Source organism: Streptomyces sp. R44, assembly GCF_041053105.1.
GTDB lineage: Bacteria > Actinomycetota > Actinomycetes > Streptomycetales > Streptomycetaceae > Streptomyces.
This window is the reverse complement of sequence record NZ_CP163444.1, coordinates 6,783,439-6,806,518: the sequence shown is the minus strand read 5'-3', so window position 1 is coordinate 6,806,518 and position 23,080 is coordinate 6,783,439. Positions and strand designations below refer to the sequence as shown.

The window sequence follows — 23,080 nt, the reverse complement described above, 5'->3', positions numbered from 1 at the left end:
CTTAGAGGTTGGTCATGTCGACCGGGATCTGCGCCGTGGCTCCGTCGCGGAGGACGGTGGCCTCGATGAGGCCGTACATGCGGTCGGCGGCGTAGTAGACCTCGTTGTCGTTCTTCAGGCCGAAGGGCTCGAGGTCCACCAGGAAGTGGTGCTTGTTCGGGAGCGAGAAGCGGACTTCGTCGATCTCCGAGCGGTGGTTGATGATGCGCGTGGCCATCTGGTACAGCGTCTGCTGGAGGGAGTACGAGTACGTCTCCGAGAAGGCCTCGAGCATGTGCTTCCTGGTCTGCTCGTAGGACCGCTCCCAGTTGGGCATGCGCTGGTCGTCGTCGGTCCAGTTGAACCGCCAGCGACCGGACACCTGGGTGGCCAGGATGCGGTCGTACGCCTCCTGGAGCGTCGTGTACTGGTCCTTGATGTAGCCCCAGAACTCCGAGTTGGTGGAGTTCATGACGACGAGGTCCTTGAGGCCGGAGATGACCTCCCACTTCTCGCCGTCGTAGGTGATCTGCGAGACGCGGGTCTCCTGGCCCTTGCGGGCGAAGGAGTGGTTGACCTCGTCGGACCCGATGAACTTGGAGTTGGCGTCGGAGGAGGCGATGCGCTCCCACGCGTACTCCTCGATCCGGATGCGCGCCTTCTTGATCGGCTCCTGGCTCGTCACGAAGTGGCGGGCGAGGTGGATGCCGAACTGCTCGGCGGACTCGATGCCGTACTCCTTGGCGAACGCGAAGACGGTGTTCTTCGTCGTGTCGGTGGGGAGGCAGTGGGCGTTCGAGCCGGTGAGGTGGACGTCGTCGAGGTCGCCGGAGAGGGCGACGGAGACGTTCAGGTCCTTGATGTGGTGGGTGGCGCCGTCCCGCGTGATCTTGACGACGCGGTTCTCTGCTTTGCCGTACTGGTTCTGGCCGAGAATCGTGGGCATGTCTGCTAGCTCCCTCGGTAAACGGAGTAGCCGAACGGGTTGAGCAGCAGCGGTACGTGGTAGTGCTCGCCCGGCTTGACGGCGAACGTGATCGCCACCTCCGGGAAGAACGCACCGCTGTCCCTTACGCGGGGGGCGTCCTGCTGCGCCTCGGCTTGCTTCTTGGCGAAGTACGTCTCGGTCTCGAAGTCGAGACGTACGTGGGTGGTTTCTTCCGGCAGCGCCGGCAGGTCCTTGCAGCGCCCGTCCGCGTCGGTGGCGGAGCCGCCGAGCGTGACCCACTCCGCGTCGGAGCCGCTGCGGGCCGCGAGCGTGATGGCCACGCCCTCGGCCGGACGGCCGATGCTGGTGTCCAGGATGTGTGTGGACACCGAGGCGGTGGTGTCGGTGCTCATCGGGAGCTCTCTTCCTCGGGGGTCTCGGGGGTCTCTACGAGACGGGTCAGCCGGATGCGGTTGATCTTGCCCAGTTCGGTGCGGACGATCTCCCGCTCCTGTTCGGGCGAGTTGCCGATCCGGTCCCGGACCGCGTCGCGCATCTGCTCGCCGGTCCTGCCGGTGGCGCAGATGAGGAAGACATGACCGAACTTGTCCTGGTAGGCCAGGTTGAGTTCGAGCATCTCGGCCTTGAGCTCCGCGGAGGCGCCGGCCATCCCGCTCTGTTCGCGGGAGGAGGTCGGGTCCCCTGCCTTCGGACGACCGATCGGCGGGTGCCCCGCCATCGCCTCGGCCAGGTCCTCGGTGGTCAGCTCGGCCATGGCGGCGTCGCTGGCGAGGAAGAGGGCTTCGGCGGTGGAGTACGGGCGCTGGGCGAGGACCTTGCTCCCCCACGCCGAACTGGAACACACCTCGTGGAGCGCGGCGACGGCCTCGCTGTCCGAGGAGGTGTTGAACCGGGTGAGGCCCGGTGTCGTACCTGAAGTCACGGGAAGCCTCCGTGGCTGTTTTTCGCTGTGCGTCGGACGGGCTGCGGATAGCTAACGCCCTCCGCAACACAACGTCAACACTTTGTTGAAAACTCGGCCATACAAAAGCCGTCGTCCCGACATCTGGACGACGGCTTACGGCCCGAACATGATCAACTACTCGCTCTTGGCGGCCTTTTCCCTGTTCAGGGCGGTCTCCCTGTTCAGGTAGTTGTACACGGTGAAGCGGCTGACACCGAGCGCGCCCGCCACCGTCTCCACTCCATGGCGCACGGAGAAGGCACCCCGTGCCTCCAGTATCCGGACGACCTCCTGCTTCGCCTTCCGGTCCAGTTCGGCCAGCGGCATCCCGTGCCGCCGCTCCATCGCCGCGAGGATGTGGTCCAGGGAGTCCGAGAGCTGCGGCAGACGCACGGCGAGCACGTCCTCGCCGTCCCAGGACAGGACGACGTCGTCGCCCTCCGCCTGCGCGGGGACCAGGAGCTCGGCGCCCATGGCGTCCACCAGGGGCTTCACCGCCGCGACCAAGGGGTGCTCGCTCACTTCTCGCCCTCCCCGATCACGTTGACCTGGAGCGAGACGCGCGTGGCGCCGGCCGCGAGCGACTTGCGCAGCAGGGCGTCGACGGCGGTGAGCACCGCGTCGGCGCCGCCTTCCGCCGTGTTGCCGAAGGGGCCGACGTCGACCGCGTCCAGCTCGGCCGACTGGATGACCTCGCGAGCCACGACCGCGTGCGCCGGCGCCTCGTCGAGGTCGAACGGCTCGGTGGTGAACTCCACTCTCAAACGCTCCATGGCCCCACGCTACGGCCCCACCCGGCCCTACGGGAGCCCCGGACCTGCGGGGACCTCTTGACAAGTGCGTCACCCGCCTTGCAACATTCCGTCAGACAGAAACTTACTTCCGCAATACGGAAGGAGCGCCGCCCCTCATGGGATACACGGACCAGCGCTTCGATGTGAACCTGTCGATCCTCTTCACGGAACTCCCGCTCCTGGAGCGCCCCGCGGCCGCCGCCGCGGCGGGCTTCACCGCGGTCGAGCTGTGGTGGCCCTGGATCGACACCGCCACCCCCGAGCAGAGTGAGCTCGACGCCCTCAAGAAGGCTCTTGAGGACGCCGGCACCCAGCTGGTGGGCCTGAACTTCTACGCCGGCCAGCTCCCCGGCCCGGACCGCGGAGCCCTCTCCGTGCCCGGGGAGGAGTCGGACCGCTTCCGCGCCAACATCGAGGTCGCCGCCGACTTCGCCGCCTCGGTGGGCTGCAAGGCGCTCAACGCGCTCTACGGCAACCGCGTCGACGGCGTGGACCCGCAGATCCAGGACACCCTCGCCCTGGAGAACCTGGTCCTGGCCGCCCGCGCGGCCGACCGCATCGGCGCGATCCTCCTCGTCGAGACCCTCAACAAGCCGGAGTCGCCGCTCTACCCGCTGGTGAGCGCCCCCTCCGCGATCGAGATCGTCGACAAGGTCAACGCCGCCACGGGCCTCGGGAACGCGAAGTTCCTGCTCGACATCTACCACCTGGCCATGAACGGCGAGGACGTCAGCGCGGTCATCGCACAGTACGCCGACAAGACCGGCCACGTGCAGATCGCCGACAAGCCGGGCCGCGGCGCGCCGGGCACCGGCGAGCTCCCCCTGGAGCAGCTCCTCGACGAGCTGAAGAAGGCCGGTTACGACGGCTGGGTCGGCCTGGAGTACAAGGCCGCCGACGCCGCCGCGTCCTTCGAATGGCTGCCGGCCGAGGCTCGCCCCGCCCGCTGACGCAGGCCCCCTCCCCGTACCACCTTGTTTTGAGAGGCACCCTCATGAGCAACCTCCCCAAGATCGCTTGGATCGGCCTCGGCATCATGGGCTCCCCCATGTCCGAGAACCTCCTGAAGGCCGGCTACTCGGTCACCGGCTTCACGCTGGAGCAGGACAAGCTGGACCGCCTGGCCAAGGCCGGCGGCACCGCCGCGGGCTCGATCGCCGAGGCCGTCAAGGACGCCGACGTCATCATCACGATGGTGCCCGCCTCCCCGCACGTCGAGGCCATCTCCTACGGCCCCGAGGGCATCCTGGAGAACGCCAAGCAGGGCGCGCTGATCGTGGACATGTCCTCGATCACCCCGCAGACCTCCGTCGACCTGGCCAAGAACGCCAAGGAGAAGGGCATCCGCGTCATCGACGCCCCCGTCTCCGGCGGCGAGGCCGGCGCCATCGAGGCCGTCCTCTCGATCATGGTCGGCGGCGAGCAGGCCGACTTCGACGAGGCCCTCCCGATCCTGGAGGCCCTCGGCAAGACCATCGTGCTCTGTGGCCCGCACGGCTCCGGCCAGACGGTGAAGGCCGCCAACCAGCTGATCGTCGCGGTCAACATCCAGGCCTGCGCCGAGGCCGTCGTCTTCCTCGAGAAGTCCGGCGTGAACCTCCAGGCCGCCCTCGACGTCCTCAACGGCGGTCTGGCCGGCTCGACCGTGCTGACCCGCAAGAAGGACAACTTCCTGAACCGGGACTTCAAGCCCGGCTTCCGGATCGACCTGCACCACAAGGACATGGGCATCGTCACCGACGCCGCCCGCAACGTCGGTGCGGCCCTCCCGGTCGGCGCGGTCGTCGCCCAGCTCGTCGCCTCGCTGCGCGCGCAGGGTGACGGCGGCCTGGACCACTCGGCCCTGCTGCGCGCCGTCGAGCGCCTCTCCGGCCAGCAGGTCTGACCCTCCGCCCCTTCACCGGGGCCCCTGATTTCCGGTCGGCGGCGGCGCTGACAACCTGTCCTGTCGCGCCCAGGCGTCGCCGCCGACCGGAACACCACACTTCATTTTCAACAAACTGTTGACGTGCTGTTCGAGCCGAATTTACGCTCCTCGGACCGTCAGCAGAGCTCCCGTACGGAAGGTCACGATGTCGAAGCGCGTGCTTACGACCGAGTCCGGCGCCCCCGTCGCCGACAACCAGAACTCCGCCACCGCCGGCGTCGGTGGCCCTCTCCTCCTCCAGGACCAGCACCTGCTGGAGAAGCTCGCGCGCTTCAACCGTGAGCGGATCCCGGAGCGCGTGGTGCACGCCCGCGGTTCCGGCGCGTACGGCTACTTCGAGGTGACCGACGACGTCACCGCGTACACCAAGGCGGACTTCCTCGGTGAGGTCGGCAAGAAGACCGAGACCTTCCTCCGCTTCTCCACCGTGGCCGACTCGCTCGGCGGCGCGGACGCGGTGCGCGACCCCCGCGGTTTCGCCCTGAAGTTCTACACCGAAGAGGGCAACTACGACCTCGTCGGCAACAACACCCCGGTGTTCTTCATCAAGGACCCGATCAAGTTCCCCGACTTCATCCACTCCCAGAAGCGCGACCCCTTCACGGGCAAGCAGGAGCCGGACAACGTCTGGGACTTCTGGGCGCACGCCCCCGAGGCCACCCACCAGATCACCTGGCTCATGGGCGACCGCGGCATCCCGGCCTCGTACCGTCACATGAACGGCTACGGCTCGCACACCTACCAGTGGACCAACGAGGCGGGCGAGGCCTTCTTCGTCAAGTACCACTTCAAGACGAACCAGGGCATCCGCTCCCTCTCCGCCGAGCAGGCCGCCGAGCTCGTCGGCAAGGACGCCAACTCGCACCAGACCGACCTGCTCCAGGCCATCGAGCGCGGTGTGAACCCCTCGTGGACCCTGTACGTGCAGATCATGCCGGCCGCCGAGGCCGCGGAGTACCGCTTCAACCCGTTCGACCTCACCAAGGTGTGGCCGCACAGCGACTACCCGCTGCAGCGCGTGGGCCGCCTGGTCCTCGACCGCAACCCGGAGAACGTCTTCGCCGAGGTCGAGCAGGCCGCGTTCTCCCCGAACAACTTCGTGCCGGGCATCGGTCCCTCGCCGGACAAGATGCTCCAGGGCCGTCTCTTCGCCTACGCGGACGCCCACCGGTACCGCCTCGGCGTGAACCACACCCTGCTGCCGGTCAACGCCCCCAAGGCCACGACCGCGCAGAACTACGGCCGCGACGGCGCCATGGCGCTGCGCAACGGCTCGCGCCACGACAAGAACTACGAGCCCAACTCGTACCAGGGCCCGGCCCAGACGGACGCCGCGCTCTCCGCGCCGCTCGCCATCCACGGCTGGACCGGCACCCACGAGGCGCCCGCGCACACCAAGGACGACGACTTCTTCCAGGCCGGCGAGCTCTACCGCCTGATGTCCGAGGACGAGAAGAAGCGCCTGATCGCCAACATCGCCGGCGGTCTGTCCCAGGTGTCCCGCGAGGACGTCATCGAGAAGAACCTCGCGCACTTCGCCGCCGCCGACGCCGACTACGGCAAGCGCGTCCGCGAGGCCGTCGAGGCCCTGCGCGAGGACTGACCGCACAGCGACACCCAGACTGCGTACGACACCTGACGGGAGGTCAGTGTCGTACGTGGTCCGGATCGCCGGCCCGGATGAGGGGTGGTCGGTGAACCGGACAAGCGTGAGGACCGCGGTGGCTCCGAGCCAGTGCGGTGGTAAGGACGCCGGGCCCCCTTCTTGACCTGAAGGAAGGGGAACCGCCACGGCGCCCGTCGGAACCACCGCGGTCCCAACGCCCCCCTTCCGAGGGGTCCCCGAGACTCCGCCCGGCGGCGCGAACGTCCTGTCGCGCCAGCCTCGTGCCGTCGGGCGGTCACAAGCGGGAGAGCGCGGAACCAGGTTTACGGTCCCTGGTTCCGCGCTCTTCTTCTTTTGCGTCCGCACGGGCGAGCAGGAACGTCACCGCGAGCGAGACCAGGGCGAGCAGCACCATGCCGGTGCGGGGTGACGTGTACTGGGCGAGGGTGCCGGCCAGGGCCGCGCTCACCCCCTGGAGGGCGAGCATCCCCGAGGTGTGCAGCCCGAGGGCGTGGCCGCTCAGCTCCTCCGGCACCAGGGTCATCAGCCGCTCCTGGTGCAGCAGGCTCGCCCCGTACCCCACCGCCGACACCGTCACGAGGACGAGCGCGAGCGGCAGCCACGGATCGAGGGCGAACAGCAGGAACGGGGCCGCGAGCAGCGCCTGGAGCGGGAAGCGGATCCGACCGCGCAGCCGCGCCGGTACGAAGCGGCCGACGGCGGTGTCCCCGGCCAGCATCCCGAGCGCGCCGCAGGCGAAGAGGAGCCCGGCGTGCTCGGGGGCGTACGGCACGAAGAGGGACTCGCAGCCGACGATCAGGCCGTTCGGCACCCAGAGTGCCAGGTAGGCGCGGCGGCGGGCGGGGACGGCCCAGAGCCGGCCGTTGGTGCGCCAGGTCTCGGCGACCGAGGGCCGCCCGGCCGCGCGGGGCGGGCGCGCCCCGAGGCCGAGGCGGGCGGCCAGGGCGGCGGCGAGGTAGAGGCCCGCGCCGACGAGGACCGTGCCGCGAGGCGAGAGCAGGGCGACGAGGAGCCCGCCGGTGGCGAAGCCGCCGATCTGGCAGGCGCCGCTGGCCATGTTCATCACGGAGCGGCCGATGAGGTACTCCTCGCGCGGGAGGATCTCGTTCAGGAGCCCGTACCGCACCCCGCCGCCCAGCGAGGCCGCGAGCCCCTCGGCGAGCAGGATCACGAAGACCGCCCAGGTCGGCAGCGCGGGGATCGCGAGGGCGGCGGTGCCGAGGGCGAAGAAGAGGGCGATGCCACAGAGCGCGGCGCGCGGCGGCAGCCGGTCGGCGGCGGAGAGCAGGGTGGTCGCGCCGAGGAGCTGGGCGAGCGAGGGGCCGAAGAGGGCCAGGGCGGAGAGGAGCGGGGACCCGGTCGCGCGGAAGACGAGCGTGGCGAGGCCGAGTCCGGCGACGGTCTGGGCGGCGGTGTGGGCGGAACCGGTGAGGAAGAGCGGGGTGAACTCGGGGGTGCGGAAGAGCGTGCGGTAGCGGGGCATGCTGGGAGCTTCGGGGGGCACCCGGGCACGACGATATTGTTTCGCCCGGTGGCGAAACGAACGGGCTCGTGGTGAAGGTGCGGTCGTATGGGCTGGTGGCAGATCGGTACGGACACCCTGGCGGGGAGCTCGTTCGTCGTGTCGCCGCTCGCCGAGACGATCGCCTCGCTGAAGGTCCTGCACGCGGGGGCGGCGGCGCACCCGGGCGAGCGGGCCTGGCTCGACCGCTGTCTGCCCGCGTACCGGGAGCGGCTCGCGGCGGAGCCGCTCGACGGACTGCTCGTACGGGCGGCGATCGGGCCGACCTGGAACGCGGACTTCCTCACCCCCACCCCGCTGGGCGACCGCGAGCGGAGCTTCGAGGAGGAGGTCGAGGCCGTCCGTTCCACCGAACCGGCCGACGCCGTGGACCAGTTGGCGGTGGCGATCGGCGGCCCGGTGCCGGAGCCGCTGCGCTCGGCGCGGGATCTCCCGGAGCGGCTCGCGGGCGTGCTCGGCTGGGTGTGGCGGGAGACGGTACGGCCGGAGTGGGCGCGTCGGCGGCGGATCCTGGAGGCCGATGTGGTGGCGCGGACGGCGATGCTGAGCCGGGGCGGCTGGGCGGCGGCGCTCGACGAGCTGTGCCCGGGGAAGATGCGCTGGCTCGGCGACGGCCGGCTGCAGGTCAACACCCGTGACTATCCGCCGCGTTCGGTCGACCGGGGGCGCCTGCTGCTCGTGCCGGTGACGCCGGCGACCGGCTGGGTGTCGTGGGAGGGGGCGGAGCGGTACGCGATCGTCTACGCCTGCGCGGGAGTCCTGGCGGACGCGTCCGGTCCCGCGGTGCCGGAGGCCCTGGGGGCCCTGCTCGGAACGGCCCGCGCCGGGGTGCTCGTACGGCTCGAATCGCCGCTGTCCACCAGCCAGTTGGTGGCGCTCACGGGGCAGGGGCTCGGCTCCGTCGGCCGGCATCTGAAGGTGCTGCTCGACGCCGGGCTCGTACGGCGTGGGCGGGCGGGCCGCTCGGTGCTCTACGCGTGGACGGAGGCGGGCGCGGTGCTCGTGGCGGCGGCACAGGGAGACCCCCGCCCCGGTGCTCCTCGGGGCGGGGGTCGGTCCCTCTGCTGAGGGTGTCGATCAGACCTGGAGGGCCTTGATCGCGGTCGGCGCGTGGCCGGGCTCGGTGGCCAGGTCCTCGAACTCGGTGACGTCGCTCATGTCGACCGTCTTGCTCATGGCGATGTTGGTGATGCGCTCCAGGATCGCCTCGACGACGACCGGGACCTGGTGCTCGACGGCCAGCTTCTTGGCCTCCTCCAGGGCCTCGCCGAGCTTGTCCGGGTCGGTGACGCGGATGGCCTTGACGCCCAGGCCCTCGGCGACCTTGACGTGGTCGACGCCGTAGACGCCGATCTCCGGGGTGTTGATGTTCTCGAACTCGAGGTTGACCTCGAAGTTGATGCCGAGGCCACCCTGCGCCTGACGGATCAGACCGAGGTAGGCGTTGTTCACGAGGACGTGGACGTAGGGGACCTTGTGCTGGGCGGCGACCGCCAGCTCCTCGATCATGAACTGGAAGTCGTAGTCGCCGGAGAGCGCGACGACCGGGACGTCCGGCTGCGCGGTGGCGGCACCGATGGCGGCCGGGATCGTCCAGCCGAGCGGGCCGGCCTGGCCGCAGTTGATCCAGTGGCGCGGCTTGTAGACGTGCAGGAACTGCGCGGCCGCGATCTGGGACAGACCGATGGTGGTGACGTAACGGGTCTCCGGGCCGAAGGCCTTGTTCATCTCCTCGTAGACGCGCTGCGGCTTCATCGGGATGTTGTCGAAGTGCGTGCGGCGCTGGAGGGTGGCCTTGCGCTCCTGCGCGGAGGCGGCCCAGGCGGAGAAGTCCGGGAGCTTGCCCGCGGCCTTCCACTCCTTGGCGATCTCGACGAAGAGCTCCAGGGCGACCTTGGCGTCGGAGGCGATGCCGTAGTCGGGGGCGAAGATCTTGCCGAGCTGGGTGGGCTCGATGTCGACGTGGACGAACTTGCGGCCCTTGGTGTAGGCGTCCAGGTTGTAGCCCGTGTGGCGGTTGGCCCAGCGGTTGCCGATGCCGATGACGGTGTCGGACTCCAGGAAGGTCGCGTTGCCGTAGCGGTGCGCGGTCTGGACGCCGACCATGCCGGCCGCCAGCTCGTGGTCGTCCGGGATGGTGCCCCAGCCCATGAGGGTGGAGATGACCGGGATGTCGGTCAGCTCGGCGAACTCGACCAGCAGGTCGGAGGCGTCGGCGTTGATGATGCCGCCGCCGGCGACGATCAGCGGGCGCTCGGCCTCCAGGAGGAAGCTCAGGGCCTTCTCGGCCTGGGCGCGGGTCGCGGACGGCTTGTAGACCGGCAGCGGCTCGTAGGTCTCCGGGTCGAACTCGATCTCGGTCAGCTGGACGTCGATCGGCAGGTCGATCAGGACCGGGCCGGGGCGGCCGGAGCGCATCAGGTGGAAGGCCTGCTGGAAGACGCCGGGGACCTGCGCGGCCTCCAGGACGGTCGTCGCGGCCTTGGTGACCGGCTTGGCGATCGTGGCGATGTCGACGGCCTGGAAGTCCTCCTTGTGGAGCTTCGAGACCGGAGCCTGGCCGGTGATGCAGAGGATCGGGATGGAGTCCGCGATGGCCGAGTACAGGCCGGTGATCATGTCGGTGCCGGCGGGGCCGGACGTACCGATGCAGACGCCGATGTTGCCGGCCTGGGCACGGGTGTAGCCCTCGGCCATGTGGGACGCGCCCTCGACGTGGCGGGCGAGGGTGTGGCTGACGCCGCCCACGTTCTTGAGCTCGCGGTAGAAGGGGTTGATCGCCGCGCCGGGGACGCCGAACGCCTGGGTGACGCCTTCGCGCTTGAGGATCTCAACGGCCGCTGCGGCGGCGGTCATACGAGGCATGGGAGTGCTCCTGCTTCGGCCGGGCGGATCCAGGCGGGGCCTCGTCTCGGGAGGCCCGACCACCTGTTTCCGTAATGCGGAAATACTGTTCTGCTATACGGAAGCAATGTAGGTCGGGCTGCGGAGAGCCGTCAAGAGAAGTCCGCCCGCCGGGATCGCGGAAGTGGCCGAACACCCTCCCCCGGGGTCTCGGAAGGGTGGACGATGGGGCGGAACGACAGGGGGTAGGGCTGTGGGCGAGTCGGTACCGGTGCGCTGTCCGGAGTGCCTGCGCACGCAGGCGTACGCGCCACCCGCCTTCCCCTGCGTCTGCGGAAGCCCGGTCGCCCCACCGGTGACGGCGGGCGCGGTCGCGGAGCCGATCACGCACCGGAACTGGGCGGACGAATGGGTCACCGTCCGCTGCGAGGCCTGCGACCGCGAGACCGACTGGCCCCACCCGGAGCTGTGCTGCCCGTGCGGGACGGTGCTGCGGGTGCCGGTACGGGCGGCGGGCACGGCGGGTACGGAGGCGAGGCCAGCGGACGGCGGCGACGCGGGGGCCGACGGCCCGGCGGCCGGCACGGCCGGGGGCGTGGCCGGAAGCGACGGGGGCGCCCCGGCCGGGGCCGGTGGGGGTGCCGTATCGGCGCAGGGGGCGGGCGTCGCGGCACCGCCCCCGCCCCCGCCCCCTTCCCCGGCGCTTCCGCCCTCCTCACCCGCACCGTCCCCCTCTCCCTCCCCTTCTCCGTCCGCCCCCCCGCCCCCGGAGCCGCCCGGGGCGGCGCGTGGTCCTGGGGCGCGGCCCGGGGCCGAGGCGTCCGCCGGTGGGGCGCTGCCCCGGCCCGTGGAGTCCGGGTCCCCGTGGTTCGGGCCGGGGCCCAAGGCGCGGGGCGGGGCCGGCACGGCGGCGGGGCGCGGGACGGACGAGCCCGGCCCGGCCGCGCCGCGCGCGGACGAGGCCGGCTCCGCGGGACCGCGCACCTTCGCCGAGCGGTACCCCGCGCACATCCCGCTGCCGGCCACCGCCCCGCGCCCGGCTCCGCTGCGCGGGGCCTTCCGGCCCGTGACGATCCGGACCTCGCGGGACGCGGTCGCGGCGGCCGCCGGGTATCTGCGGTGGCTCGGCTTCAGGGACGTCGTCCAGCCCGAGGAGCGCCCCTCGTCCGGCGTGGACCTGCGGGCGCCCGGCCTGGTCGCCCAGGTCGACCCGAGCACCCGGCCCACCGGGCTGCGGGCCGTCGAGTGCCTCTGGCTCAACGGGCTGAGCACCGCGACGGTGAGCGTGTTCTTCTCGCTCGCGGGCTACACCCCGGAGGCCCGCTCGCGCGCCGCCGAGGTCGGGCTCCCGCTCTTCGTGCTCGACCTGACCGGCACCCCGCAGCCGGTCAACGACGCGGCGGACGACCTGGCGGCGGGCGGCGCCTGACCGCGGAGGCCCCCCGGAGCGCCCACACAACTCCTCGGCATCCGAAATCGGCCATTCACGCGTGACGATCACGCTCCCCCGGGCACAACACCCTCGGGGGTGGGTGTCATGCCGACGGGGACGTGGTGGTTCATCGGGGCGGTCTGGGCTGAACTCCTGCTCGCCGTCCTGCTGTTGAGAAGCGGCGGAACCCGCAGCGAGGGGGCCGGGGCGGATGCAGTGCCCACGCCGCAGGCCCTCGCGCTGCTGCGGGGCGGGCGGCGGGCGGCCGTCACCGTCGCCCTGGTGGCACTGCACCAGCGCGGGGCGGTCGCGGCGGGCCGCAAACATACGATTCGGGCCAATGGCGGACCGGGCCGCACGCGAGACCCCGTACAGCTGGGTGTGCACGGGGCACTGCACCGGGCCCTCGCACTGCGGACGCTCGCGCTGCGCCCCGAGGCGCGGCGGGCGGTGGACGCACTGCGCCGCGAGCTGCGCGGGGCGGGGCTGCTCCGGCCGCTCGCGCGGCTGTGGACGGCCCGGGTGCTGCTGGGGTGCGTACCGCCGACGGCGCTGGCAGGGCCGTTCGTGACGGGGGCCTCGGGGGCGGCCCTCGCCGGGGCGCTCGCGGCCGGAATCCCGCCGGTCCTGGCGGCGGTGGCGCTGCTGCGCCTGCCGGACACGACGCGGGCGGCGCGGCGGCTCCTGGCGGGCCTGCGGGAGCGGTATCCGCTGCCGGCCCACCGCCGCGAGGTGACGGACGGCGGGCTCGTCCAGCTGTACGTGGCGCTGTACGGCGACCCGGCCCTGGCCCTGTTCCTGCCCCGGTTCTCCCGCGAGGGCGGCCTGCTCGACCGCCCCCCGGAGGACGACCACAACCGGCCTCCGACGCCCGGCGGCCCGACGCCGGACGGCTCGCCGTGCTGAGCCCGCGCCATACTGTCGTATGCGCATCAGAGCGGCCGCTCCGGCCGAACTCCCGCTGCTCCAGGACATCGAACGGGCGGCGGGCGAGCCGTTCCGTACTCTCGGCATGGCGGCGATCGCCGATGACGACCCCCTGCCGCTGGACGTCCTGGAGACGTACCGCCGTGCGGGCCGGGCGTGGGTGGCGGTGGACGCCGCGGACCGCCCGGTCGCGTACCTGCTCGCCGACACCGTCGACGGCGCCGCCCACATCGAGCAGGTGTCGGTGCACCCGGACGCCGCCCGCCGGGGCGTCGGCCGGGCGCTGATCGAGCATCTCGCGGCGGCCGCCAGGGAGCAGGGCCTCGCGGCCCTGACCCTGACGACCTTCATGGAGGTGCCGTGGAACGCCCCGTACTACACGCGGCTCGGCTTCCGCCCGCTCACCGACTCCGACCCGGCGCTCACGGAGGGGCTGCGCGCCATCAGCCGGGCCGAGGCGGCCCACGGCCTGTCGGTCTGGCCCCGCGTCTGCATGCGCCGGGAGGTGATCTAGGACCTGTCCGACACTCGCGTCGGACCAGGCCCTAGGCGGCGTACGTCTGCCGGAGCTCCACCTTCCGCACCTTGCCGCTCACCGTCATCGGGAACTCCGTGAGGATCTCCACCCTGCGCGGGATCTTGTAGTGGGCGAGCCGGTCCCGGCAGAAGGCGGTGAGCTCGTCCAGGGTGGGCGGGTCGGCGGGGTCGCGCGGGATCACACAGGCCAGGATCTCCTCGCCGTACCGCTCGTCGGGGACGCCGACGACCTGGACGTCCGCGATCTTGGGGTGTCCGTAGAGGAACTCCTCGATCTCGCGCGGGTACACGTTCTCACCGCCCCGGATGATCATGTCCTTGATGCGGCCGACGATCTGCACGTAGCCGTCGTCGCGCATGACCGCCAGGTCGCCGGTGTGCATCCAGCGGCCGGGGTCGATCGCCTCGGCGGTCTTGTCCGGCTGGTCCCAGTAGCCGAGCATCACGCTGTAGCCGCGGGTGCACAGCTCCCCCGCCGTGCCGCGCTCCACGGTCAGTCCGGTCGCCGGGTCGACGACCTTCACCTCGACGTGCGGCATGACCCGGCCGACCGTGCCGGTGCGGCGCTCCAGGTCGTCGTCGCGGCGGGTCTGGGTGGAGACGGGCGAGGTCTCGGTCATGCCGTAGCAGATCGACACCTCCGCCATGTTCATCTCGGCGACGACCCGCTTCATCACCTCGACCGGACACGGCGAGCCCGCCATGATCCCGGTGCGGAGCGTGGAGAGGTCGTACCCGGCGAAGTCGGGGAGGTTCAGCTCGGCGATGAACATCGTCGGCACCCCGTACAGGGAGGTGCAGCCCTCCTCCTGGACCGCCCGCAGGGTGGCGGCGGGGTCGAAGGAGGCGGCCGGGATCACCATGCAGGCGCCGTGCGAGGTGGCCGCGAGGTTTCCCATCACCATGCCGAAACAGTGATAGAACGGGACAGGAATGCAGATTCTGTCCTGCTCGCTGTAGGCGATCATCTCGCCCACGAAATAACCGTTGTTGAGGATGTTGTGGTGGGAGAGCGTGGCTCCCTTCGGGAAGCCCGTCGTCCCCGAGGTGTACTGGATGTTGACGGGCTCGTCGCAGGAGAGCGGCTCCGGGCGGAGCTCCCCGGGCGTCCGGGCGAGCAGCGCGTCCCAGGTCGGGTCGCCGAAGTAGACCGCCTCGCGCAACTCCGGGCAGTCGGCCCGGACTTGCTCGACCATCGCCCGGTAGTCGCTCGTCTTGTGGGCGAGGGAGGCGAAGAGCAGCGAGACCCCGGCCTGCTGGAGGACGTACGCCAACTCGTGGGCCCGGTAGGCGGGGTTGATGTTGACCATGATGGCGCCGATGCGGGCGGTGGCGTACTGGACGAGGACCCACTCGGCGCAGTTCACCGCCCAGATCCCGACGCGGTCGCCCTTGCGGACCCCGCTGCCGAGCAGGGAGCCGGCGAGCCGGTCCACGTCCGCGCCGAATGCGGCATAGGTCCAGCGGCGTCCGGTGGGGACGTCGACGAGGGCCTCGCGATCGGGCCAGGCGGCGACAGCGCGGTCGAGGTTGTCGGCGATGGTGTCGCCGAGGAGTCCGGTGGTGGAGGTCCCGTGGGAGTAGGACAGGTTCACGCGAGGCCCCCTTCCGCGGAGGAGAGAGTCACGGCGGTCACGCGAGGTCCCCTTCCACGTACTCCTTGCCGCCGCCCTCCGCCGTCAGCCGGCGCAGCTCGACGCGCCGGATCTTGCCGGAGACGGTCTTGGGCAGGTCGGCGAACTCGATGCGGCGGACGCGCTTGTACGGCGCGAGGACCGCCCGCGAGTGGGCGAACAGGGCCTTCGCGGTCTCCTCGCCCGGCTCCCAGCCCGCCGCGAGGACGATGTACGCCTTGGGGACGGCGAGCCGCAGCGGGTCGGGGGCGGGGACGACGGCCGCCTCGGCGACGGCCTCGTGCTCCAGGAGGGCGCTCTCCAGCTCGAAGGGCGAGATCTTGTAGTCGCTCGCCTTGAAGACGTCGTCGGCGCGCCCGATGTACGTGATGTAGCCGTCCGCGTCCCGGGAGCCGATGTCGCCGGTGCGGTAGTAGCCGCCCTCCATCGCCTCCGCCGTACGCTCCGGGTCGCCGTGGTAGCCGGTCATGAGGCCCACCGGGTTGACGGAGAGGTCGAGACAGATCTCGCCCTCCTCGACGTCCGGCGTGCCGCTCACCGGGTCGACGAGGGTGACCCGGAAGCCGGGACTCGGGCGGCCCATGGAGCCCTCCTTGAGCCGCTGGCCCGGGCTGTTGGACACCTGGACGGCGGTCTCGGTCTGTCCGAAGCCGTCCCGGATGGTGACGCCCCAGGCGCGCCGCACCGACTCGATGACCTCGGGGTTGAGCGGTTCGCCGGCGGCGACGACCTCGCGCGGCGGGGTCTTCAGCTGGCCGAGGTCGGCCTGGATCAGCATCCGCCAGACGGTCGGCGGGGCGCAGAAGCTGGTGACGCCGTTGCGCTGCATCTCGTCCATGAGGCGGGCCGGGTCGAAGCGGGTGTAGTTGTGGATGAAGACGGTCGCCTCGGCGTTCCACGGGGCGAAGAGGTTGGACCAGGCGTGCTTGGCCCAGCCCGGCGAGGAGATGTTGAGGTGGACGTCGCCGGGCTTGAGGCCGATCCAGTACATCGTCGAGAGGTGGCCGACGGGGTACGAGATGTGGGTGTGCTCGACCAGCTTGGGGCGGGCGGTCGTGCCGGAGGTGAAGTACAGCATCAGGGTGTCGTCGGCGAGGGTGGCGCCGTCGGGCTCGAACACGTCCGACCCCTGGTCGGCGAGCTCGTACCCCAGCCAGTTCACCCCGTCGCCGCCGACCGCGATCCGGGTGTACTCCCCGGGGACGTCGTCGAACTTGGCGGTGTCCCCGGCGCGCACGATCACGTGCCGGGCGCGGCCCCGGTCGACGCGGTCGCGCAGGTCGGCGGGGCCGAGGAGCGGGGTGGCGGGGATGAGGACGGCGCGCAGCTTCATCGCGGCGAGCACGGTCTCCCACAGCTCGACCTGGTTGCCGAGCATCAGGATGATCCGGTCGCCGGCGCGGACGCCCTGGGCGCGGAGCCAGTTCGCGACCCGGTTGGAGCGGGCGGACATCTCGGCGAAGCTCACCCGCGTCTCGGAGCCGTCCTCCTCGACGATGTGCAGGGCGGTCCGGTCGTTGTCCCGTGCGATGACGTCGAACCATTCGAGCGCCCAGTTGAAACGGTCGGGGCGGGGCCAGGCGAAGCCCTCGTAGGCCGTCTCGTAGTCCTCGCGATGCTGCAGCAGGAAGTCCCGGGCGGCCCGGAACCTCTCCGTCGCGCCGGTCGCGCTCGTGGGCGTCATGTGTCCTCCTCATTGCGGGACCTGTCCCGGACATCGTGTAATCGGTGACCCAGGTCTCACTACCCCCGTTCGGGGGTGAAGGAGTGCTCCCGTGCCCGAGATGGTGGAAGCGGTGGAGTTGCGTACGGCGCTGCTGCGGCTGAGGCGCGCCAGCGGGCTGCCCGTCGCCTTCGGCGGACTGCTCCAGGAGGGGGCCACGGGCCGCACGGTGCGGATCGCCGAGCTGAGCGGGGCGATGACGCCCGCGCTGGGCGGTCTGACGATCTCGGCGGGCTCGGGCCTGGGCGGGAAGTGCCTGGCGCTGTCGCGGCCGTGCGCGGTCACGGACTACCCGGCGTCGCGGCACATCACCCACGAGTACGACGTACCGGTCTCGGCGGAGGGCCTGCGCGCGGTGATCGCCGTCCCGGTGGTCGTGCGGCGCAAGGTGCGCGGGGTGCTGTACGGGGCGCTGCGGGAGTCCCTGCCGATCGGCGAGCGGGTCTTCGACGCGGCGATGGCGGCGGCCCGTGACGTGGAGCAGGCCCTGGCGGTACGGGACGAGGTACGGCAGCTGCTCGCGCCCCCGCCGCCGGGCCCGTCCTGGGAGGAGGTGCGGCAGGCGTACGGGGAGCTGCGCGAACTGGCGCCGAAGGTCGTCGACCCCGCGCTCCGGGAGCGCCTCCTCGCCGTCTGCGGCCGTCTCGAATCGGCCTCCGGCGCCGCCCCCGCGCCCCCCGGCGTCTCCCTCACCCCCCGCGAGACGGACGTCCTGGCGGCGATCGCCTCCGGCGTGACGAACGCGACGGCGGCGGAGCGTCTTGGCCTGCGCCCGGAGACGGTGAAGGGCTACCTCCGCTCGGCGATGCGCAAACTGGGCGCCCACACCCGCCTGGAGGCGGTGGTGGCGGCCCGGAGGGCGGGGGCGCTGCCGTAGGCGGGGTTTCCGACGGCGTCACTCTCCCTCGTACACGATGTCGTACGGGGTGCCGGGCGGTGTCATGAGCCGGAGGATCCGCTCGGCCTCGGCGGTCAGCGCGGTGCGCGTCGCTCGCGTCACGGGCGCGAAGGGATCGACGGTGAGGGTCGTGCGGTCCTTCGCCTCGTCGAGGTGCCAGATCCCGGCGAGGAAGCCGTCGACGAGGAACGTGCGGTGCGCCTGGTTGCCGGTCCAGGTGCGGCCGTGGTGTTCGGCGGGGACGACGCGGGTGCGGTCGGCGTGCGAGAGGAGCAGGTTGTCGAACTCGGGGAGGAAGCGGGGCGGGGCCGGGGTGTCCTCGTCGGGGCGGGGCGCGTCGGGGAGGTCGAAGAGCTCGGTGCCCTGCTCGTCCCGGAAGACGAGGAGCCCGGGCCGCAGCCGCTCGAAGGCGGGGCGCAGCCGGGTCAGGCCGCACCAGGTCTGCATGTCCTTGACGGAGGCGGGGCCGAAGGCGCCGAGGTAGCGCAGCACGGTCTCGTCGAGGTCGGCGGCCTCGTCCTCGATCCCGTCGAACCACGTACGGACGGTGGTGAGCGCGACCTGCCCGCTGCGCCCCCACAGACCGCGCGGGGTGACCTGCACCATCAGGAGCAGGCAGCGGGCGGCGATGGTGAGCGCCTGCGGGTCCGCGTCGGGCCACTCCCGGAGGAGGTGCTCCCGCAGCTCCTTGGGGGTGCGGGGCCGCTCCTCGACGTACGCGGTGGCCAGGGCGGTGAGCCGGTCGAGGTCGACGCCGTCGAGCCCCTTGCGGAACATCTTCAGCTCCCGTTCGATCGCCCCGGCCTGCACGAGCCGGCGGAGGCCGACCGCGTCGCGGGCGGTGTGGGTGTGCACGGTGGACCGCAGCGAGACGATCCGGGCGACCCGCCGGGACTCCATGAGGGCGGACAGCCGCTCGGGCCGGAACCCGTCGAGCCGGGCGGCGAGCGCGTAGTACGGGGGCTTGGTGTTCTGGGCCTGGAGCCCGAGGAGATGACCGACGGCCTCCTCGACGCCGAGCGGGGCGGGGCGCAGGAGCAGCTGCCGGTCGAGGGTGGCGCGGTTCAGGGCGCGGGGGCCGAGCACGGGGTGGGTCGTCTTGAGGGCCATGGCAGGCACGCTACCGAGGCTTGCGGACGACATCGGTCCTGAACTGCGTACGGGACCGAGATCCGTACGCGAGGGATTCACCCCATATATCCTGCTCCCGACCGACCCGCAGCCCGAGGTGGAGGTGCCCGACGATGTCCGACCGCCGCCCCCGCGCGGCCTGGCGCCGCCGGCCCGAGCCGCCGCCCGAGACCTCGGACGCGCGGCCGCCCTCGGTGGAGCCGAGCGTCGTGCAGTCGACGCTCTACCGCGACGGCCGCCGGGTCGCCTCCCCCAGCACCCTCGCGGAGACGTTCCGCCAGCTGCGCGAACACCCCGACGGCATGGCCTGGATCGGCCTCCAGCGCCCGACCGAGGAGGAACTCCACTCCCTGGCCGCCGAGTTCGACCTGCACGAGCTGGCCGTCGAGGACGCGATGGAGGCCCATCAGCGCCCCAAGCTGGAGCGGTACGGCGACACGCTGTTCGTCGTCCTGCGCGCCGCGCGCTACCTGGACGCCCCGGAGGAGGTCGACTTCGGCGAGCTCCATGTCTTCGTGGGCCCGGACTTCCTGATCACGGTCCGGCACGGCGCCGCCCCGGACCTCTCGGCGGTCCGCCGCCGCATGGAGGAGAACCCGGACCTGCTGGCCCTGGGACCGGAGGCGGTCCTGTACGCGATCCTCGACGCGGTGGTCGACGGCTACGCGCCGGTGGTGGCGGGCGTCCAGAACGACATCGACGAGATCGAGACGGAGGTCTTCGGCGGCGACCCGGCGGTCTCCCGCCGCATCTACGAACTCTCCCGCGAAATGGTCGAGTTCCAGCGCGCGACCCGCCCCCTGGTCGGCATGCTCCACGCCCTGATGGCGGGCTTCGCGAAGTACGGCACGGACGAGGAACTCCAGCGCTACCTCCGCGACGTCGCCGACCACGTCACCCACACCAGCGAACGCGTCGACGGCTTCCGCCAGGCCCTCACGGACATCCTCACGGTCAACGCGACCCTGGTCACCCAGCAGCAGAACGCCGAGATGAGAGCACTGGCGGAGGCCGGCTTCCAGCAGAACGAGGAGATCAAGAAGATCTCCTCGTGGGCGGCCATTCTGTTTGCACCCACGCTGGTGGGAACGATCTACGGAATGAACTTCGACCACATGCCGGAGCTGCACTGGGCGGGCGGGTATCCGTTCGCGGTGGTGCTGATGGCGGTGGTGTGCACGAGTCTGTACGTGGTCTTCAAGAAGAAGGACTGGCTGTAGCAGAACCCGGGCACCATCTGATCAACTTCACAGACGCGAACGCATGGAAGAGAGTGTTCCGTACCCCTGGGGGGAATCTGGGGAGAATGCGCGGCGCTGGGGAGTGAACGCCTGCCCCCCGCTTGCAGTACTGCGGCCACCACGGGAACGATCCCAGGGCAAGGGTGAGGGTCGGCGGTCACCGAGGGTGTCGGGCGAAGCCCTGCGGGCCGCTCCCTGGATGCTGTTGACTTCCGCGCAGGGCATCGCACACAGGGAGGGCCCGTTGGAACCGAGGAGTGCAGCGGCTGCGGGGAAGGACTTCCCGTACACCTCACGTACGACGTGCTACATCGAGGTCCACGAAAACGGCAGGGTGACACACGGGGCAGACCGGGCCGCCTACGAACGGGCTCTGACCGGCAGTTCGCGGCTCTTCGCGGTCTGGCCCGGTGAGTGGTCCAGCCACCTGTTCGTGATCGACGACCTGGACGAGTACGCCAAGGCCCACGGCATCAAGCACGACGAGGTGCGGACCGGCCTCAAGGAGCACGTCCACGACGTGCGGTGGGAGGAGACCTCGTACGGAAACGACAATCCCCGCAGCCCGTACCTGAGCATCGACGTTTCACTGGACTGCGGCTGCACAATCCACGACCTCCGAACCTTCGCGGCCCAGATGGAGGCACAGAGAGGATGGGACGTCGCCACGAGCGTCGGCTGGGGCAGCAGCGGTGGACCTGAGGGAACGAAGTACGGAATGCGGGTCCGCCGCAAAAGCCTCACCGGCTGAATCCGGGAGACAGCCCAACGGCAACGGGGCACAGCGTGTGCTGTGACAGCCCACACTCTCGTCGGCAGACGAGTACGTCGGCACCGATCACGTCCTCCGTCTGAACGGCCCTCGCGTCGAGGCGTTCTCCGGCGTGGACGCGGAGGTCTTCCGTCTGCTCGCCCGGGGCGACGTCGAGGAGTACCACGCCCTCGTCCACGCGAGCCGCCACGTCCGCCCCCGCCTCACCTTCGACAAGGATTGGGGCGGCCCCTCTCCGTCCATGCCGACGGATCGGTCCTCGCCCCGCGGCTGCTGCCGGGGCAGGACGAGGAGCCGCCTCCGGGCTCCCCGCGCTGACCTCGGAAGGCTGCAGGGACCGGCTCATCTCAGAGCCGGTCCCTGCGGCAGGACGACGTACACGCCGGCTCAGAGCGACGCCTCGACTCCGAGGCTTCCGGCGCCGACGGCTCCCCTCAGCACGTGGGCGATCTCCTCGGGCTTGAGGTCGATGCCGTCGAGTCCCTCCAGGGTCAGTGGGACCTCCTCCAGCGCGTACTCACCGCGGCCTTCGGCACTGAACTCGGGGCCGGTGCGGTCCTCGAAGGACCAGGTCGCGATGCGGGCGAGGTAGAAGAGCTGGCGCTCGTCGTCGGACTCCACCGTGTGGAGGAGGCGGATGATGTCGGCCTTCCCCGCGATCTCCTCGTGGATCTCCCGATGGAGAGCGGCCTCCCGGGACTCGTCGTCGGGTTCGACGCCGCCGCCGGGCAAGACCCAGTACTCGGGGATGCCGGGCCTGGTGCGGCGGATGACCAGCATCGTGTCGTCCGCAGTGACGAGGACGGCTCGGACTCGTTCGATCATTTCGGTTCGTCTCCTTGCTTGTTGACGGTCTCAGTGGAGCAGCCAGCCGCCGTCGACGTGGACGGATTGCCCCGTGACGGTAGTGGGCGGTGAGGTTCACGTCGAGGAAGGAGGTCCAGGCGACCTCGTCGGTGTCCTGCCAGGCGACGCGGGGGTAGGAGCCGGCGTTGTTGACCAGGATGTCGGCGGGCCCCATCTCGGTGCGGACGAGGTCGGCCATGGTCCGGACGGAGCCCGGGTCGGTCAGGTCGGCGTTGAGCGCGATCCCGGGGCTGCCCGCGCGTTCGAAGGCGGCGAGGAGGGCGTGGGCGTCGGGGTCCTGGCCGAGATGGTTGATCGCGACGGTCGCTCCCCGGCGGTGGCGAGCGCTCGGCCGATCTCGGCGCAGGGACACTGCTGCTCTGTTCACCGAGGTGGGGGTGAGGTGCCTGCGTGGTGGTGACGAAGGTGTCGAGCGCCGTGTGCGGGGCCTGGCTCTCGGCGAGTTTGATCAGGACGAGCAGGAGGTCGTGTCCGGTCGGCCGGGAGGGCGGGATGACGCCGAAGATGTGCAGGGCGAGAAAGGCGTGAATCACGTGGATCCGCACGGTCACCGGCGCGGCCCGGCCGGGGAGGCGCAGACGGAGCGAGCGGTGGACGGGCGCCAGGGGGCGGTGGCGTCGGGCGGGGGTTCGGTCCGGCTGGTCGGGCCGCCGGGGACGCTCGGGTGGTTCGGGCGATTGGGGCCACCCGGGCCGCTCGGGTGGTTCAAGCCGTTCGGTCCGCCGGGGAGGGGGCGGCTGGCGAGGCCGAGGACCTGTTCGGTGATCTGTCCGAGCACCATCAGCTCGTGGTGCTTGCGGAAGCGCTCCACGCTGACGCCGTAGACCTGGGCCGCCAGGCGGCGGCGCTCGGAGGCCGGCCAGTCGCGGGTGCCCTGGGCCAGGCCGAGGCTGTACTCGGCGGCCGTCTGCAGACTTCCGCCACCGATCCGGGAGACCGCGGTCCGTAACAGGCGCTCGATGGCGGCGACGGTGCCCCGGTCGCCGTCCCCCACCGGGTTCTCGGACGCGTCCAGGGACAGACGGGCGAGTTCGGGCAGGTGCAGCTCGCGCAGCCGGACGAGGCCTGCTCGCCTCACCTGCCTCACCTCCGCGAGGACCGAGTGCGCTCGCACGGCGGAAGGATCGCACCACGACAGCACGCCCACAAGCCTGGCCTCTTCCTTCTCCATTACATCGAACGCCCTGGTCGGTCCCCGGCCGCTTCCGGGTCGAATCCGGGTCGAATCCGGGTCGGCACCGGGCGGGCGGGGGTCCGTCGGCGGTGGCGACGGCGGCGGCTCGCGCCGATCATGGCGGTGTGCCGTCTTCGGGACGAAGGACCGGCGGGAGCG

At 71.2% G+C, this 23,080-nt stretch carries 21 protein-coding genes and 2 pseudogenes; 10 read left to right on the top strand and 13 right to left on the bottom strand.

Annotation, left to right across the window (positions count from 1 at the left end; all coding sequences use genetic code 11):
• Position 1: 1 nt before the first annotated feature.
• From pucL to AB5J54_RS31805, 5 genes are all read right to left on the bottom strand, one after another.
• Positions 2 to 925, bottom strand: coding sequence for a factor-independent urate hydroxylase (gene pucL, locus AB5J54_RS31825; RefSeq protein WP_369147359.1), 924 nt, complete (start codon positions 923 to 925; stop codon positions 2 to 4).
• A gap of 5 nt (positions 926 to 930) precedes the next feature.
• On the bottom strand, positions 931 to 1,320 hold the full coding sequence (gene uraH, locus AB5J54_RS31820) for a hydroxyisourate hydrolase (RefSeq protein WP_116158141.1): 390 nt from the start codon (positions 1,318 to 1,320) through the stop codon (positions 931 to 933).
• Positions 1,317 to 1,850: a 2-oxo-4-hydroxy-4-carboxy-5-ureidoimidazoline decarboxylase gene (uraD, locus tag AB5J54_RS31815; RefSeq protein WP_369147358.1), complete on the bottom strand. Its 534-nt coding sequence runs from the start codon at positions 1,848 to 1,850 to the stop codon at positions 1,317 to 1,319. The genes uraH and uraD overlap by 4 nt, the downstream gene beginning before the upstream one ends.
• A 156-nt stretch (positions 1,851 to 2,006) precedes the next feature.
• Positions 2,007 to 2,345, bottom strand: coding sequence for a helix-turn-helix domain-containing protein (locus AB5J54_RS31810; protein ID WP_369149519.1), 339 nt, complete (start codon positions 2,343 to 2,345; stop codon positions 2,007 to 2,009).
• 44 nt (positions 2,346 to 2,389) lie between these two features.
• Positions 2,390 to 2,644 carry a hypothetical protein gene (locus AB5J54_RS31805; RefSeq protein ID WP_078908558.1) on the bottom strand — a complete coding sequence of 85 codons (255 nt, stop codon included), beginning with the start codon at positions 2,642 to 2,644 and terminating at the stop codon, positions 2,390 to 2,392.
• A 137-nt stretch (positions 2,645 to 2,781) separates the two neighbouring features.
• Here AB5J54_RS31805 and AB5J54_RS31800 point away from each other — a divergent pair, with 137 nt between their 5' ends.
• The 3 genes from AB5J54_RS31800 (at position 2,782) to AB5J54_RS31790 (ending at position 6,195) form a co-directional block, all read left to right on the top strand.
• Complete coding sequence (locus AB5J54_RS31800; protein ID WP_369147357.1) at positions 2,782 to 3,615, top strand: TIM barrel protein; 834 nt, start codon at positions 2,782 to 2,784, stop codon at positions 3,613 to 3,615.
• A gap of 44 nt (positions 3,616 to 3,659) precedes the next feature.
• Positions 3,660 to 4,550: a 2-hydroxy-3-oxopropionate reductase gene (locus AB5J54_RS31795; protein ID WP_369147356.1), complete on the top strand. Its 891-nt coding sequence runs from the start codon at positions 3,660 to 3,662 to the stop codon at positions 4,548 to 4,550.
• Positions 4,551 to 4,737: 187 nt separating this feature from the next.
• Positions 4,738 to 6,195: a catalase gene (locus AB5J54_RS31790; protein ID WP_369147355.1), complete on the top strand. Its 1,458-nt coding sequence runs from the start codon at positions 4,738 to 4,740 to the stop codon at positions 6,193 to 6,195.
• A gap of 298 nt (positions 6,196 to 6,493) precedes the next feature.
• Here the strand turns inward: AB5J54_RS31790 and AB5J54_RS31785 are convergent, their stop codons facing one another.
• Positions 6,494 to 7,702 carry an MFS transporter gene (locus AB5J54_RS31785; RefSeq protein WP_369147354.1) on the bottom strand — a complete coding sequence of 403 codons (1,209 nt, stop codon included), beginning with the start codon at positions 7,700 to 7,702 and terminating at the stop codon, positions 6,494 to 6,496.
• A gap of 87 nt (positions 7,703 to 7,789) precedes the next feature.
• On the opposite strand from AB5J54_RS31785, the gene AB5J54_RS31780 reads away from it, so the two are divergent.
• Positions 7,790 to 8,809 carry an ArsR family transcriptional regulator gene (locus AB5J54_RS31780; protein WP_369147353.1) on the top strand — a complete coding sequence of 340 codons (1,020 nt, stop codon included), beginning with the start codon at positions 7,790 to 7,792 and terminating at the stop codon, positions 8,807 to 8,809.
• A gap of 9 nt (positions 8,810 to 8,818) precedes the next feature.
• Here AB5J54_RS31780 and gcl read toward each other — a convergent pair whose 3' ends face one another.
• Positions 8,819 to 10,606, bottom strand: a complete 1,788-nt coding sequence (gcl, locus tag AB5J54_RS31775) for a glyoxylate carboligase (protein WP_369147352.1) — start codon at positions 10,604 to 10,606, stop codon at positions 8,819 to 8,821.
• Positions 10,607 to 11,597: 991 nt separating this feature from the next.
• On the opposite strand from gcl, the pseudogene AB5J54_RS31770 reads away from it, so the two are divergent.
• The 3 genes and pseudogenes from AB5J54_RS31770 to AB5J54_RS31760 form a co-directional block, all read left to right on the top strand.
• A pseudogene (locus AB5J54_RS31770) lies at positions 11,598 to 12,014 on the top strand (hypothetical protein); the annotation flags it as partial.
• A 108-nt stretch (positions 12,015 to 12,122) separates the two neighbouring features.
• Positions 12,123 to 12,923 carry a TIGR04222 domain-containing membrane protein gene (locus tag AB5J54_RS31765; protein ID WP_369147351.1) on the top strand — a complete coding sequence of 267 codons (801 nt, stop codon included), beginning with the start codon at positions 12,123 to 12,125 and terminating at the stop codon, positions 12,921 to 12,923.
• Between the two features lie 19 nt (positions 12,924 to 12,942).
• On the top strand, positions 12,943 to 13,458 hold the full coding sequence (locus AB5J54_RS31760; protein ID WP_369147350.1) for a GNAT family N-acetyltransferase: 516 nt from the start codon (positions 12,943 to 12,945) through the stop codon (positions 13,456 to 13,458).
• A gap of 31 nt (positions 13,459 to 13,489) precedes the next feature.
• Here AB5J54_RS31760 and AB5J54_RS31755 read toward each other — a convergent pair whose 3' ends face one another.
• Entirely contained in the window at positions 13,490 to 15,076 is a 1,587-nt protein-coding gene (locus AB5J54_RS31755; RefSeq protein WP_369147349.1) for an AMP-binding protein, read from the bottom strand.
• A gap of 37 nt (positions 15,077 to 15,113) precedes the next feature.
• The gene (locus tag AB5J54_RS31750) at positions 15,114 to 16,799 is read right to left on the bottom strand and encodes an AMP-binding protein (RefSeq protein ID WP_369147347.1); all 1,686 of its coding nucleotides are present in this window, start codon (positions 16,797 to 16,799) and stop codon (positions 15,114 to 15,116) included.
• Between the two features lie 91 nt (positions 16,800 to 16,890).
• On the opposite strand from AB5J54_RS31750, the gene AB5J54_RS31745 reads away from it, so the two are divergent.
• Positions 16,891 to 17,715 (top strand): LuxR C-terminal-related transcriptional regulator, encoded by an 825-nt coding sequence (locus AB5J54_RS31745; RefSeq protein ID WP_369147346.1) that lies wholly within the window; start codon positions 16,891 to 16,893, stop codon positions 17,713 to 17,715.
• An 18-nt stretch (positions 17,716 to 17,733) separates the two neighbouring features.
• Here AB5J54_RS31745 and AB5J54_RS31740 read toward each other — a convergent pair whose 3' ends face one another.
• Complete coding sequence (locus tag AB5J54_RS31740; protein ID WP_369147345.1) at positions 17,734 to 18,846, bottom strand: winged helix DNA-binding domain-containing protein; 1,113 nt, start codon at positions 18,844 to 18,846, stop codon at positions 17,734 to 17,736.
• Between the two features lie 134 nt (positions 18,847 to 18,980).
• On the opposite strand from AB5J54_RS31740, the gene AB5J54_RS31735 reads away from it, so the two are divergent.
• On the top strand, positions 18,981 to 20,087 hold the full coding sequence (locus AB5J54_RS31735) for a magnesium and cobalt transport protein CorA (RefSeq protein WP_369147344.1): 1,107 nt from the start codon (positions 18,981 to 18,983) through the stop codon (positions 20,085 to 20,087).
• 355 nt (positions 20,088 to 20,442) lie between these two features.
• Entirely contained in the window at positions 20,443 to 20,859 is a 417-nt protein-coding gene (locus tag AB5J54_RS31730) for a hypothetical protein (RefSeq protein WP_369147343.1), read from the top strand.
• A 408-nt stretch (positions 20,860 to 21,267) separates the two neighbouring features.
• On the opposite strand, the gene AB5J54_RS31725 is transcribed toward AB5J54_RS31730, so the two are convergent.
• The 3 genes and pseudogenes from AB5J54_RS31725 to AB5J54_RS31715 form a co-directional block, all read right to left on the bottom strand.
• A complete protein-coding gene (locus tag AB5J54_RS31725; protein WP_369147342.1) occupies positions 21,268 to 21,705 on the bottom strand; it encodes an NUDIX domain-containing protein in 438 nt (145 codons plus the stop codon).
• Between the two features lie 139 nt (positions 21,706 to 21,844).
• Positions 21,845 to 22,099 (bottom strand): annotated as a pseudogene (locus AB5J54_RS31720) (SDR family oxidoreductase); the annotation flags it as partial.
• Positions 22,100 to 22,294: 195 nt separating this feature from the next.
• Positions 22,295 to 22,825: a hypothetical protein gene (locus tag AB5J54_RS31715; RefSeq protein ID WP_369147341.1), complete on the bottom strand. Its 531-nt coding sequence runs from the start codon at positions 22,823 to 22,825 to the stop codon at positions 22,295 to 22,297.
• Positions 22,826 to 23,080 lie beyond the last annotated feature (255 nt).

What these genes read in the sequence shown, in the direction of transcription:
- pucL (WP_369147359.1), bottom strand. Translation starts at nt 925, where the DNA reads ATGCCCACGATTCTCGGCCAGAACCAGTACGGCAAAGCAGAGAACCGC.
- uraH (WP_116158141.1), bottom strand. Translation starts at nt 1,320, where the DNA reads ATGAGCACCGACACCACCGCCTCGGTGTCCACACACATCCTGGACACC.
- AB5J54_RS31810 (WP_369149519.1), bottom strand. Translation starts at nt 2,345, where the DNA reads ATGGGCGCCGAGCTCCTGGTCCCCGCGCAGGCGGAGGGCGACGACGTC.
- AB5J54_RS31805 (WP_078908558.1), bottom strand. Translation starts at nt 2,644, where the DNA reads ATGGAGCGTTTGAGAGTGGAGTTCACCACCGAGCCGTTCGACCTCGAC.
- AB5J54_RS31800 (WP_369147357.1), top strand. Translation starts at nt 2,782, where the DNA reads ATGGGATACACGGACCAGCGCTTCGATGTGAACCTGTCGATCCTCTTC.
- AB5J54_RS31795 (WP_369147356.1), top strand. Translation starts at nt 3,660, where the DNA reads ATGAGCAACCTCCCCAAGATCGCTTGGATCGGCCTCGGCATCATGGGC.
- AB5J54_RS31790 (WP_369147355.1), top strand. Translation starts at nt 4,738, where the DNA reads ATGTCGAAGCGCGTGCTTACGACCGAGTCCGGCGCCCCCGTCGCCGAC.
- AB5J54_RS31785 (WP_369147354.1), bottom strand. Translation starts at nt 7,702, where the DNA reads ATGCCCCGCTACCGCACGCTCTTCCGCACCCCCGAGTTCACCCCGCTC.
- AB5J54_RS31780 (WP_369147353.1), top strand. Translation starts at nt 7,790, where the DNA reads ATGGGCTGGTGGCAGATCGGTACGGACACCCTGGCGGGGAGCTCGTTC.
- gcl (WP_369147352.1), bottom strand. Translation starts at nt 10,606, where the DNA reads ATGCCTCGTATGACCGCCGCCGCAGCGGCCGTTGAGATCCTCAAGCGC.
- AB5J54_RS31765 (WP_369147351.1), top strand. Translation starts at nt 12,123, where the DNA reads ATGCCGACGGGGACGTGGTGGTTCATCGGGGCGGTCTGGGCTGAACTC.
- AB5J54_RS31760 (WP_369147350.1), top strand. Translation starts at nt 12,943, where the DNA reads ATGCGCATCAGAGCGGCCGCTCCGGCCGAACTCCCGCTGCTCCAGGAC.
- AB5J54_RS31750 (WP_369147347.1), bottom strand. Translation starts at nt 16,799, where the DNA reads ATGACGCCCACGAGCGCGACCGGCGCGACGGAGAGGTTCCGGGCCGCC.
- AB5J54_RS31740 (WP_369147345.1), bottom strand. Translation starts at nt 18,846, where the DNA reads ATGGCCCTCAAGACGACCCACCCCGTGCTCGGCCCCCGCGCCCTGAAC.
- AB5J54_RS31735 (WP_369147344.1), top strand. Translation starts at nt 18,981, where the DNA reads ATGTCCGACCGCCGCCCCCGCGCGGCCTGGCGCCGCCGGCCCGAGCCG.
- AB5J54_RS31725 (WP_369147342.1), bottom strand. Translation starts at nt 21,705, where the DNA reads ATGATCGAACGAGTCCGAGCCGTCCTCGTCACTGCGGACGACACGATG.